The following is a 13,108-nucleotide window of genomic DNA, read 5'->3' as shown; positions in this document are numbered from 1 at the left end:
TGGAGGGAATATAAAATGAATAATACATTATATAAAGCAAGCAGACACTGGAAAGAAATCGAGCTTTGGAAAGATGTAACGGACGAGCAGTGGAACGACTGGGTTTGGCAGCTGACAAACACGATTAAAACATTGGAAGATTTAAAGAAAGTGATTAATTTAACACCTCAAGAAGAAGAAGGCGTAAAAATTGCAACCAAAACGATTCCGTTAAACATCACTCCTTATTACGCATGGTTAATGGATGAGAACGATCCGAAATGTCCAATCAGAATGCAGTCCGTTCCTATTTCAGAAGAACTGCATAAAACAAGGTATGATTTAGAAGATCCGCTTCATGAAGATGAAGATTCACCGGTTCCTGGCTTAACGCATCGTTATCCCGACCGCGTGCTGTTTTTAGTTACAAATCAATGCTCTATGTACTGCCGCTACTGTACAAGAAGACGTTTTTCAGGACAAATTGGCATGGGCGTTCCAAAAAAACAGCTGGATACAGCTATTAATTACATTGCAGCCAATCCTCAAATCCGTGATGTATTAATTTCCGGAGGAGACGGCCTATTAATCAATGACAATATTTTAGAATATATTTTGAAAAATTTGCGCGATATTCCGCACGTAGAAATTATTCGTATCGGCACAAGAGCACCCGTGGTGTTCCCTCAGCGCATTACAGAAAACCTGTGCAATATCTTAAAGAAATATCATCCGGTTTGGCTAAATACGCACTTTAACACATCAATTGAAATTACAGAAGAATCAAAGCGTGCTTGTGAAATGCTTGCGAACGTAGGAGTTCCAGTTGGGAACCAAGCGGTTATTTTAGCCGGAATTAACGACAGCGTGCCAATCATGAAGCAGCTTATGCATGATTTAGTGAAAATCCGCGTTCGTCCTTATTATATTTATCAATGTGATTTATCAGAAGGAATCGGCCATTTCCGTGCGCCGATCAGTAAAGGGCTAGAAATTATGGAAGGACTTCGCGGCCATACGTCCGGCTATGCAGTTCCTACGTTTATCGTGGATGCTCCTGGAGGAGGCGGTAAAATTCCGCTGCAGCCAAACTATATTATTTCTCAAAGCTCCAATAAAGTGGTGCTTCGAAACTTTGAAGGTGTTATTACATCTTATCCAGAGCCGCAAAATTACCAAAGTGGAAGCGCAGAAGAATTTTATAAAAAAGTATATCCTGAAGTGTTTGAAAAATTTGAAAGCAACGGTGTTCTTTCGATTATTGATGATACAAAGTTCAACTTAACGCCGGAAGGTCTAAACCGTCTTGACCGCAGGAAAACCTACGACCAAAATCCAGAGCATAGCTCTTTAAAAGACAAGCGTGAAAAGCGCGATCAATTAAAAGAGAAAAAATTTGAAACGCAAATGAAAAAATACGAAACGGCGGGAGCGAAGGAGGAATAATATTGAAATGTCAATGGTGCGAATCCTATGAAGCGAAAGAGACGGATGCAACGGTTTATTGGGAGCTTCCTGACGGCACAAAAGCTATAGAAATTAAAGAGACGCCTTCCATTACATGTTCAGAATGTGGAATTACGTATCAAACAGATAAAACGGTTGGACACATTGAAGATCAACTGTTTTTAATCAACACCTCTGCCTTAGAAAAAAGTGTAACGTACGAACAGCTTATGAACCTGCCTCGTCTATTAAAACGAAACTACTTTGATTTTTCAAAGTAAGCAATGAAGGGTCCATCTCCTGCTTTTTGTGGGAGATGGATATTCTTATACGCTTTACGTTAAACATGTTCGCATAGTTCATTTATAAAGGTGGGATAAGTATGGAAGCGGTCGATATAAATCGTAATGAAGAAGAAAAGAAGCAGGACGATAAGCATGTAAAACGCCACTTAAAAGCGCGTCATATGACCATGATTGCCATTGGAGGGTCAATCGGAACTGGCTTATTTCTAGCCACGGGATCTTCCATCCAAACTGCTGGACCTGGAGGAGCGCTGATTGCTTACGGGGCTATTGGAATTATGGTTTACTTTCTCATGACTAGTCTTGGAGAGATGGCTACGTTTATGCCGGTATCAGGTTCTTTTTCTACGTACGCCAGTCATTATGTAGACCCAGCTCTCGGCTTTGCGCTCGGCTGGAACTACTGGTTTAACTGGGCTGTTACGCTCGCTGTAGAAATAGCTGCTTCTGCTATTATCATGAAGTTTTGGTTCCCTGATGTGCCAAGTATTATCTGGAGTGCTTTGTTTTTAGGCTTAATTTTTTTACTTAATTTCCTATCTGTAAAAAGCTATGGAGAATCTGAATATTGGTTTGCTCTCGTAAAAGTAGTAACCATCATTGTATTTATCGGAGTGGGCCTTCTGACCATCTTTGGCATTTTCGGCGGTGAATATATCGGTTTTAAAAACTTTACGTTAGAAGAAGCGCCGGTCAACGGCGGATTTCTGTCCGTACTAAGCATTTTCTTTATCGCGGGATTTTCTTTTCAAGGTACAGAGCTAGTCGGCATTGCGGCGGGGGAAAGTGAAAACCCTCAAAAAAATATCCCAAAAGCCATTCGCCAAGTCTTTTGGCGCATTCTTCTATTTTATATTGCAGCCATTGCTGTAATCGGGCTTATCATTCCTTACACCAGTCCATCTCTTCTAGGAGGAGATGTGGATAACATTGCAGTTAGTCCATTTACGCTTGTTTTTGAAAAAGCAGGAATTGCTGCAGCTGCTTCAGTGATGAATGCTGTTATTCTTACCTCGGTTTTATCAGCCGGAACTTCTGGCTTATATGCTTCTACGCGAATGTTATGGTCCATGGCCAATGAAGGACAAGCGCCTAAAGCGCTTCGAAAAATTAATCGTCGAGGAATTCCGGTAAACGCGCTTGTTTTAACCACTATCATTGGCGGTCTTGCCTTTTTAACATCAATTTTTGGTGATCAAATGTATATGTGGCTTTTAAACGCTTCAGGCATGAGCGGATTTATTGCGTGGATTGGTATTGCCATCAGCCACTATCGTTTCCGAAAAGCATATGTTGCTTCAGGACGGGATATAAATGAACTGGCGTATAAAGCAAAATGGTTTCCTCTAGGTCCTGTTCTTGCATTTGGAATGTGTCTCATTGTTATTCTAGGACAGAATTATCAAGCGGTACTTTCTGACAAAATTGATTGGTACGGCTTGACGGTCTCCTACATTGGCCTGCCTCTCTTTTTAGCGACGTGGTGGGGATATAAAATAGCAAAGAAAACCAAGGTTGTGCCTTTGCATGCGTGTATCCAAAGAGAAGATAAGAAATAAAAAAGCTATACGGCTAACGATAAGTAAAAAGGTGAACCTTGGACAACAAGGTTCATTTTTTTGAGTAGAAGTTACAAAAAAATTTATGTCAATCTTAACAATAAAGAAGAGAAGGGTATATAAAAAAGAAAGATAAAATGTTAATTAACTTACAAATAAAGAAAATTATTCTATAATGATGAAAAGACATGTTAATCAAAGGGGATGTATAAAATGTTTACACCAACTATCAGTGTCCGAAAAATAAATGATAATCTCATTATAAAATGGCAGCTTTCACACTTTACGATTCCGTTAGAAGACATTCTTGAAGTAATGGAAGATGACACGTATGGAGGTAAAGAAGCAAACGCCATTCGAATTGGCCCTCCGTACGGAACGACTGACCGCATCTTTATAAAAACGACCAATAAAAACTATCTGTTATTTACCTCAAACGCACCGGCTATATTAAACGAAATAAATTCATAACGACCATTCCTAAATACGAGATATATGGGAGAGAAAAAATTGAAGATTAGCCTTACTTTCGATGCTGATACAATTGCCAAGCTTAATCAGTCTGTTCATCAACTGCATGTAGAATTATACCCCGAGCGCTTTCAAACATATGATTTTCAGAAGATACATGAATTTTTTAAGAAAGTGATGAAAGACGATAGATTTATCTTTCTTTTAGGAGAAGACGAAGGACAGCATGTGGGATTCGCTTGGCTGGAAATAAAGCAGTATTCAGAGACAGTGTTTAAAAAAGCCTATGAATCAATTTATGTTCATCAAATAAATATTGCAGAGCCTTACAAAAACAAAGGGTTTGGTTCAAGTTTAATGAAAGAAATTTATAGCATTGCTCGTGAAAAAGAGATCACTACAATTGAGTTAGATTACTGGAGTGACAATACGATTGCCGAGAGCTTTTACGAAAAAGAAGGATTTGTTGCGTATAGAAAAATGGCTTATAAAGAACTTTAAAGAGAGCATTTACTTGCTCTCTTTTTTATATCTAAGAAGCCATTTTCTTCATTTCAATTACTCAATAAAATAAAGTACGCGATTTGAGAACTTAACTCTTGAAAAAATTTTTTTTTACATTTATACTTACATTATTGTTCGCGTAATGCGACAAATTGCTTTGTATTCAACTAGGAGGTATACAGATAGTATGGAAAATTTTATTTATCATAATCCCACAAAATTAATCTTCGGAAAAGATCAGCTTCAAGCATTATCAGAAGAGCTCCCGAAATACGGAAAAAATATTTTGCTTGTTTACGGCGGAGGAAGCATTAAGAAAAACGGTTTATACGATCAAGTTCTTACGCTGTTAAAAGAGTTAAACGTAAATATACATGAGTTAGCGGGCGTAGAGCCCAATCCTCGACTATCTACGGTACGAAAAGGAATTGAAATTTGCCGAAATGAAAACATTGACTTCATGTTAGCAGTCGGCGGAGGAAGCGTTATTGACTGCACAAAAGCAATCGCTGCCGGAGCTGAGTATGAAGGAGACGTCTGGGATATTATTAACAAAAAAGTAACGGCTACAAAAGCACTGCCGTTCGGAACGGTATTAACGTTGGCAGCAACAGGTTCTGAAATGAATCCTGATTCTGTTATTACAAATTGGGAAACAAATGAAAAATACGTTTGGGGAAGCGCCGTTACGCATCCTGTATTTTCTATATTAGATCCTGTGAACACGATTTCTGTTCCTAGAGATCAAACTATCTACGGCATGGTAGACATGATGAGCCATGTGTTTGAACAATATTTCCATAACGTGAAAAACACGCCTTTACAAGATCGTATGTGCTATTCCGTATTACAAACAGTAATTGAAACAGCACCAAAATTACTAGAAGATCTACAAAGCTACGAGCACCGCGAAACGATTTTATATTCCGGAACAATCGCATTAAACGGAACACTTCAAATGGGCTACTTTGGCGATTGGGCTTCACATACAATTGAACACGCGGTATCAGCGGTATATGACATTCCTCATGCAGGCGGTTTAGCAATCCTATTCCCAAATTGGATGCGACACGTTGTAGATCAAGATGTAACTCGTATGAAGCGTGTAATGACAAGCATGTTTGATATTGAAACTGCAGGTAAAAGTGACAAAGAAATTGCGTTAGAAGGAATCGATAAGCTAAGCGCTTTTTGGTCAAGCCTTGGTGCACCTTCTCGCTTAGCAGATTACGATATCGGCGAAGAGCGACTAGACGAAATTGCTGGAATTGCTGCTCGTGAAATGGAGCACGGAGGTTTCGGTAACTTTAAAAAACTAAATAAAGATGATATTTTAGCTATTTTAAAAGCGTCACTGTAAAGTGAAAAGCAAAAAAGAAGGAGACGACATCTGTCTTCTTCTTTTTGTTTTATCCTATAAATGACTGGAAATTAAGTAGAGGAGGAAGAATGGTTTTTTTCTCAAATTTCAGTTAACAATTAAAGGAAAAGCTTTATAATTAAGTACAGAAAGAAAGTTTTAGAGAATTTAAGGGAGTGGGAAGATGAAAAAGTTTGCGCTAGCTTCATATGCGCTTTATTTGCTGGGTGGATTAGTCATTACAGCCGTAGGGTCCGTCTTACCGCAATTGTTAACACATTATCATGTGTCCTATACAGTTGGCGGACAGCTTGTATTATTAGGTTCTTTAGGATTTTTGATAGGAGTTCCGCTATCCTCTTTTCTATTAGGACGCTTTAGAGAAATGAATTTACTTACAGTTTCTGCACTAATGATAGCGCTATCACAAATAGGCATGCTTTTATTGCCTCCATTTGAGTGGATTATTGCATTCAATTTTTTAAACGGTATTGGTGTAGCCGCATTGGAAGTAGTTGTAGCTACTTTAATGATGGAAGTATTTATCGGTAGAAGAGCTATTGTTATGAGTTATTTAGAAGTATCATTCGGTCTAGGTGCGCTGTTGATGCCGTTAGTAGCTAGCTTATTGATTTCACAGAACAGCTGGAGGTTTTCATTTTTTATAACGAGTGTACTAGCTTTATTAATGGTTGTGGTCTGTAAAATAATTCCTTTTAAAAAAGAGACTGTTTCAACTTCAGAAAGCGATGCTTCAGACGCCAACTCAGAACCTGCGCCTGTGCTTGCTAAAAATCAAAGATGGAAAATACTTGCTCTTTTTAGTGTGATGATTTTTATGTATGCCGGAGTAGAAAGCAGTATGAATAATTTTCTTTCGTCTATTTTTATCGCGTATCTAGATGTAATTCCGTCACAGGCTACTTTGAGCATAAGCGTTTTTTGGGTGGCTATGCTAATAGGCCGAGTGGCTACTGGATGGATTATTCAAATCGTTACATACGAACGTTATCTTTTTGGCAGCATTGGAGGAACAATTGTGAGTTTAGTGCTATTTATTGTGTTAAAAGAAGCAGTAGCAGGCTATATTTTATTAGGGTTTTTAGGGCTTGCAATGTCAGGTATCTATTCGATAACGATGGTATATGCTAACCATACGTTTACTGGATCTGCTCGTATTGTAACAAGTTTAATTACTGGTTTTTCAGGGCTTGGAGGAGCTGTTTTCCCTGCACTTATTGGCTTTACTATGGATGTAAGCGGAATTACCTCAGCGCTTTGGTACATAACAGCTTTTGCATGTTTATATCTTTTGGCGCTTTGCATCATTTTTTTCGTTCAGCGTGATGCAAAACAAAAAGCTAATAATCATTTGCAGACTATGAAATAAATGCTACGTCAAAAAAAGAAGTGAACCTATAAGTTCACTTCTTTTCTTTTTATTTTCTCTTTCGTTATAGTAAACAAAAAGGGTTCACATAAATTCAAACAAGAAAGTGAAAAATGGATATATCTATGAAAAAGGAGCGCAATATGAAAGAAGTGAAGTTTAACTCAAAGGACATTTTGAGTCAAAAACAAGAAAATGTTCAAATTATAAAAGCAGAAAACGTGCAGCCTCAACAAGCACGTGAAACGTTGGATAAACATTTGCTCCTTCTTCACCGTACCGCTAAGCCTGTTGCGATTCAAGAAACAGTAGCAGATAGCTTTCATGGAGGAGTAGCTTTTAAAAATGATATTAACTTTATTCCTGCTGGAGCTGACAGCACTTGCGAATGGAAAGAACCGCTATCTTTTTTGCGTGTCGAGTTAGATCCTCAAACCGTTAAAGAAATAGCTGATAAAGAAAACTTATCTTCTAGGCTTGATTTAAGCTATTACCTTAGAAATCAAGATTATAAAATGCAGCAGCTGCTTTTATGGCTTAGCGAAGAAGTTGAACAGGGGAATCCCCAAGGAAAACTGTACATTGACTCAGTTACAAATTTAATTATTTATCACATTTTAAAACAGCATAACGATAGTCAGTCCAATTTCCTTGGTAAGGATCCGGGACTTGAGCATTTAAAAATAGCGATGGAATACATGCAAGACCACTATGCTGAATCAATTACATTAGATAAGTTAACTCGTTTGTCTAATTTAAGTCCGTCTCATTTCATTAACAGCTTTAAACAAACGCTAGGCGTAACGCCTCATCAATACTTGCTTAAGATTCGGATCGAAAGAGCAAAAGAAAAATTGCAAAGATCTAGTTTGCCGCTCAGTGAAATCGCTTATGAATTAGGCTTTACAGATCAAAGCCATTTCTCAAGGCATTTTAAGAAAATAACCGGAATCTCCCCGCTTAAGTGGAAACAAAATTTTGTACAAAAATAACCGAATTTTGTACAAGAAAACGACTTGAATATCTCCTAAAATAAACGTGTAAAGCGATTTAAGAGGAGATGTTTAAGTGAAAATCATCTCCGTACTATAAAGATCATACACAGTAGAGGAGAGATCATAATGAAAGTATTAGTAAATATATTTCACCCTAATTTAACAGAATCTAACGTTAATAAAGCGTGGATGAAGCGATTAGAGAAGGAAGATGTCACAGTTAATCATATCTATGAGAGCTATCCAAATTGGGAAATTGATGTAGAAAAAGAACAAGAGCTTTTATTAAAGCATGACCGCATCGTTTTTCAATTTCCTTTTTACTGGTATAGCACACCTCCGTTAATGAAGAAATGGTTGGACGATGTATTAACTTTCGGCTGGGCCTACGGTACGAATGGTACTCGACTGCACGGAAAAGAATTTGTGTTGGCAATTTCAGTGGGGGGTTCGCAAAAGTCATACAGAGCAGGAGGTTATAACAACTATACAATCAGTGAGTTAACAAAACCGCTGCAACAAACGGCTAACTTAACAGGCATGAAGTTTCTTACTCACTTTGTTCAATACAATTCGGTTGTAGCTACCGAAAAAGAGATTAGTGAAAGTGCGGAAGGCTTAGTTCAGCATATAAAGGATCCCGCATTAAACCCCAACATTGCATTAAAAAGAATACTAAATGAGATGGCTGAAAAAGATGTAACTTTATAAATGATAAATATCTGTTTTAATAAAAAATATAAAAAAGAAAGGTTGAATCTATGTCGACCTTTCTTTTTTATAGAAAAATTCTCATTAAATTTTTCTAACAATATCTTTATAATCAAATAGCAAAATTCCTGCTTTTAATTTCGCTTTAGTATTAACCCTATAAATCATTCTTTTCTTTACCTTTTACTAATATATCAAATATTCTATATATTCCTAATGTTATATAAAATTAAATTGACAAATATATGAAGCGGTCATTAGAATTTAGTCATCGAACAGTGAAGAGCTGTTTAAAAGTAGGGGGGAAGTAAATGCCGTTACAAAATAAGCATCTAGCAGTTGTGTTACAAAATACATATTTACCGTTTATTTTTGAAGAAGCAGAAGCTCTCGGAATTAAAGTGACGTTTTTTTATAACCAAGAAGAAGTAGAACCTAAGCATCTTAAAAACGTACAAAATTTCATACCCATTGATTTATTTCACACCCCAGACAAAGCTCTTGAGATTATTAAAGCAGAGCATCACAAAAATCCTTTTGACGGCATTATGACATTATATGAGCCTGCGTTAGAGTTTGTAGCTCAGCTGACAGAAGAATTAAACTTACCGGGCTTATCACCGTTTGTGATTAGTAACTGTCGCAACAAACAGAAAATGAGAGAGGTTTTAAAAGATAATGATCTTAACACTCCGTATTTTAAAGAGATTGAAAATACGGAGGAATTCAAGAATCTTTCACTGCCTTATCCTGTGGTAGTAAAACCTTCTAACGGATTTTCCAGTCAAGGTGTATCACGAGCGAATAATAAAAAAGAACTGATTGACAGCATAGAAAAAGTGAGACGCGTAAATGAAGAAGACCTAAGTAAATTCACAAAAAATAAAACGAGCATGGTAATTGAACAATTTATAGACGGGCCAGAGTTTGCTATTGAAACGTTCTCTGTAGAAGGGGAAGTTTATGTACTTTCTATAGGTTATAAAGGAAATTCCAAAGGACCTTTCTTTGAAGAAGGTGTTTATATAGCTCCAGCTCAGCTAGAAGAAAACGTTTGGCAATCTATTGCACAAGAAGCAGCTAGAGCAGCAAATGCTTTAGGGATTGAGGATGGACCGGCTCATATTGAATTACGCCTGGATCCAGCGGGAAAACCTTATGTGATTGAAATAGGAGCGCGCATTGGAGGATCTGGGATTTCTCACTACATCGTAAAGGAAAGTACAGGTATTAACTATATGGAGCTAGTTTTTTACTATGTATTAGGATTAAAACCTCCTGCATTGAAAAATAAAAGAAAACGAAAGAAAGTGGTGGGCAACTACATTGTCCCTGTGCAAGGCCATGGGATTTTTAAAGAAATTCGAGGCTTAGAAGACGTGCGTAGAGATACTGAAGTAAAAAGGGTTATTCAATTTATAACTAAAGGGACAGACATTTTACCATATCCGCACTTTTCAGGTTACCCTGGATTTATTTTAACCACTCATGACTCTTATTCCGACTGTGAGCAGTATTACAGCTATTTAGATAACAAAGTAAAAATCGTTTATCAAAATAAAGTAAACGCATAGGGGGTATCAAAGGCTATGATAGTTGCAGAGTCGTCTAGTAAGAAAAATCAGCAGCTTCAAAAAATTAGCATTATCCATACCTTGGGTCCTGAAGGAACAAATTGTGAAAAAGCAGGCTATCTGTGGTTCGAACGCCAAAGCATACAAGGTCAGGTCTTTTTGCATCAAACGTTGGAAGAAGCTTTAGTTCATGTGAAAGAAACAGAGAGTTCTGCTCTTCTAGGCTGCGCGGTATATCCTTACTTACATGATATTGTGTTCAAAAATTTAACTAGTTTAGAGCTAGTAGATAGCTTTATTATGCCAACGTATAACATGGTGCTTGCCTCAAAAGAAGAGGTGATAACAAACAATAAACTGTTAATTGCTTCACATCCTGCCCCTGTTGATTTAGCTCATTCCATCAGTCCCAATGTTCAGTTAGTAAATAGTAACGCTCAAGCGGCGATTGATTGCTTAGAAGGAAAGGTAGACGCATGTATTACAACAAGTAAAGCTGCTAACGAGCAGGGGTTAACAGTTGTAAAAGATTTTGGAGAAGTACCGATGTGTTTTACGCTCCACGGAAGAAAATAGGCTCAACTTTAAAAAAGAAATAAGGTGAAACAGTGATTTCTAAATTAACCCGTATTCATGTACATCTTTTGTTTTGTCTATTAGCCGTCATCGGGGGAACGACATGGGCTTTTCAAAAGACTGGATTAAAAGATAGCTTGCCTCTATGGTCAGCTGGTATGAGGTTTTTAATTGCTAGTTTAATAATCGCCCTCTACCTCTTATTCACAAAAAAAATAGACGTTTCAAAAGAAGTAGTAATCATTTCAGCATTAAATGGAATTTTGTACTTTGCTCTACCGTTTGGTTCTGTTTATTGGGCATCCGTCTATTTGCCAAGCGGGCTTGTTTCCGTTTTAGCTGCCAGCATTTCAGTGTTTGCTCTTTTATTTAATCGCTTATTTAAAGGAACACCAGCTACAAAAGGGCAAAAGATAGGTGTAGTCATGTGCTTAATTGGTATGAGCGTTGTATTTGGAAATCAGCTGTTTATACAGGGAAATGTGATTCAAATAGTAGCCATGATTGTCATTTTAATGGCTATGCTAGGTTCTGCTTTTATAACTGTTCAAGTTCAATCTCGCATAAAATCTTTGCCTATTATGACCTTTAATTCTTTTTCGATGCTAAGTGGAGGCGCTTGTTTACTGATTGTTAGTTTGTTTGTGGAAAACGGAAACCGTACTTTCTCTGGGATTAGTCTTATCTCATTATTATACTTGGCCATTGTAGGGTCGGTCGTGGGGTTTTCTATTAATATTTATTTATTAAAGAAATGGCATATATCAAAAGCAACGGCACATTTATTTATTTCACCGGTTATCGCCTTATATGTAGGATTTGTCTTTTTAAGTGAAGCATTAAACAAACAGGTCTATATAGGTACAGCATTTGTAATAGCAGGAGTTATATTTATTAACTTGAAAAAGCAAATAGAGAAAAACACAAATAGCTCTACTCTTAAATCATCTAAAAATATTTCTGCTAAGTAGCTGTTCTAAAAAAGGAGGGTTTTAATCATGTTAACAAAAAATCATACCCAAAGTTTAGTGGAGTTATTAAACGATAAAATAGTACCTGCTCTATATGAGATAAGAAAATATCAGGGCCCAAATGGAGAGGTCAAAAGAAATTACGAAAAAGCTAGAGAGCTCTTATTAAAAGTAGTTGCTGAAACTGAAACAATATATAACTCTTTAAATTTATCTAAAGTGTGGAATGCATTAAAAAATGACGTATGTGATTGGATTGAAAGAGGACTCGATCAGTCTCCTTACTTTGATCAAACGTTAATTGCTTATAGTCCGCCTGCAAACGGGGAAGCAACGTTCTTTTTAGGACCGATTGTAACGCCTAATGGCCCTACAAAAAGAGGGTTTTATTTAGAAGCCTTTATCGCCGTTCGCGATGAACCTGAAATCATGAAATCCATCGAAGTAGACCTTCCTCATCCTAAAAATGGATGTGAATCTTTAAAGCTGTTGGCTGGCACTCAAGGATTTATGGAGGGGAAGTGTATTGTATTTTTCCCTGAGAATGTAAAAACAAAAGAAAAGGTAACAAGTCAAAACTTCGCGATATTTTTCTTTAATAAATTTCACAGCATATACAATGAGGATACATTAAAAAGAGCGTATTCTATCTTTCCTGATTTTAACTTTAAATCTCGCACTATGAATAGACAAGACACCTATCAGGCAAGGGTAATCTGGGGATATCTGCATGATTATTATCATCACTGCGGAAATAAACCTTTTGATCAACATATACAGGCGAAAATGAATTTTTTTGCGGGCATACTAGAAGAAGTTAAAGTAGATTGCCAGACGGTGCTGACTCTTCATAAAAGAAAATATCCTTTTTGGGAAGAGATAACGGAATTTGTTCTCTTTGAACGACTTTTAAGATACCCTAGTCAGCATAATGCACCCCGAAACTTTGATTCTGGAACAGGATTTTTTCTTTTTAGCTGGTTAGTTGCAAATGGGCGTTCAATATCCCGAAAAGGAGACCATGCTTATTTAGATTTACACATATGCTTAAAAGAACTGGATCTTTTAGTAAAAGAAATTGAAGAACTTGAAACGATTCAAAATGACCTTGACTATAAAGAAGAAGCTGAACATTATGTTCGAAAATACTTATTGCCTAGTGAGAACGGTGATAAATTTATTATCCCGGACAATTACTTTATTAATCAGCAAAATAAAAAGATTGAAGTTCCATACTTACTATTCAATGACCATAATCTTTAAGGAG

13 protein-coding genes are annotated in these 13,108 nt (G+C 36.9%); all 13 read left to right on the top strand.

Features of this window, described 5'->3' with window-relative positions:
- Positions 1 to 15: 15 nt before the first annotated feature.
- The 13 genes from kamA (at position 16) to MMB69_RS12795 (ending at position 13,104) form a co-directional block, all read left to right on the top strand.
- On the top strand, positions 16 to 1,425 hold the full coding sequence (gene kamA, locus MMB69_RS12855) for a lysine 2,3-aminomutase (RefSeq protein ID WP_221783209.1): 1,410 nt from the start codon (positions 16 to 18) through the stop codon (positions 1,423 to 1,425).
- Positions 1,426 to 1,427: 2 nt separating this feature from the next.
- A complete protein-coding gene (locus MMB69_RS12850; RefSeq protein ID WP_221783211.1) occupies positions 1,428 to 1,706 on the top strand; it encodes a YokU family protein in 279 nt (92 codons plus the stop codon).
- Positions 1,707 to 1,807: 101 nt separating this feature from the next.
- Positions 1,808 to 3,289: an amino acid permease gene (locus MMB69_RS12845; protein WP_195693905.1), complete on the top strand. Its 1,482-nt coding sequence runs from the start codon at positions 1,808 to 1,810 to the stop codon at positions 3,287 to 3,289.
- A gap of 213 nt (positions 3,290 to 3,502) precedes the next feature.
- On the top strand, positions 3,503 to 3,760 hold the full coding sequence (locus tag MMB69_RS12840) for a SunI/YnzG family protein (RefSeq protein WP_013083185.1): 258 nt from the start codon (positions 3,503 to 3,505) through the stop codon (positions 3,758 to 3,760).
- A gap of 39 nt (positions 3,761 to 3,799) precedes the next feature.
- Positions 3,800 to 4,261: a GNAT family N-acetyltransferase gene (locus MMB69_RS12835; protein WP_221812819.1), complete on the top strand. Its 462-nt coding sequence runs from the start codon at positions 3,800 to 3,802 to the stop codon at positions 4,259 to 4,261.
- A 190-nt stretch (positions 4,262 to 4,451) separates the two neighbouring features.
- Entirely contained in the window at positions 4,452 to 5,624 is a 1,173-nt protein-coding gene (locus MMB69_RS12830) for an iron-containing alcohol dehydrogenase (protein WP_221812818.1), read from the top strand.
- Positions 5,625 to 5,808: 184 nt separating this feature from the next.
- On the top strand, positions 5,809 to 7,014 hold the full coding sequence (locus MMB69_RS12825; protein WP_264409176.1) for an MFS transporter: 1,206 nt from the start codon (positions 5,809 to 5,811) through the stop codon (positions 7,012 to 7,014).
- Positions 7,015 to 7,157: 143 nt separating this feature from the next.
- Positions 7,158 to 8,006 carry a helix-turn-helix domain-containing protein gene (locus MMB69_RS12820; protein ID WP_221783219.1) on the top strand — a complete coding sequence of 283 codons (849 nt, stop codon included), beginning with the start codon at positions 7,158 to 7,160 and terminating at the stop codon, positions 8,004 to 8,006.
- Positions 8,007 to 8,135: 129 nt separating this feature from the next.
- Positions 8,136 to 8,720: an NAD(P)H-dependent oxidoreductase gene (locus MMB69_RS12815; RefSeq protein ID WP_269870667.1), complete on the top strand. Its 585-nt coding sequence runs from the start codon at positions 8,136 to 8,138 to the stop codon at positions 8,718 to 8,720.
- 311 nt (positions 8,721 to 9,031) lie between these two features.
- The gene (locus MMB69_RS12810; protein WP_277447840.1) at positions 9,032 to 10,294 is read left to right on the top strand and encodes an ATP-grasp domain-containing protein; all 1,263 of its coding nucleotides are present in this window, start codon (positions 9,032 to 9,034) and stop codon (positions 10,292 to 10,294) included.
- A gap of 15 nt (positions 10,295 to 10,309) precedes the next feature.
- Positions 10,310 to 10,870, top strand: a complete 561-nt coding sequence (locus tag MMB69_RS12805; protein ID WP_269870669.1) for a hypothetical protein — start codon at positions 10,310 to 10,312, stop codon at positions 10,868 to 10,870.
- A 32-nt stretch (positions 10,871 to 10,902) separates the two neighbouring features.
- The gene (locus tag MMB69_RS12800; protein WP_277447839.1) at positions 10,903 to 11,841 is read left to right on the top strand and encodes a DMT family transporter; all 939 of its coding nucleotides are present in this window, start codon (positions 10,903 to 10,905) and stop codon (positions 11,839 to 11,841) included.
- A 27-nt stretch (positions 11,842 to 11,868) separates the two neighbouring features.
- Positions 11,869 to 13,104, top strand: a complete 1,236-nt coding sequence (locus MMB69_RS12795) for a DUF6421 family protein (protein WP_277447838.1) — start codon at positions 11,869 to 11,871, stop codon at positions 13,102 to 13,104.
- Positions 13,105 to 13,108 lie beyond the last annotated feature (4 nt).

This window comes from Priestia sp. P5, assembly GCF_029522155.1.
GTDB lineage: Bacteria > Bacillota > Bacilli > Bacillales > Bacillaceae_H > Priestia > Priestia megaterium_E.
This window is presented reverse-complemented; position numbering and strand designations above follow the sequence as displayed.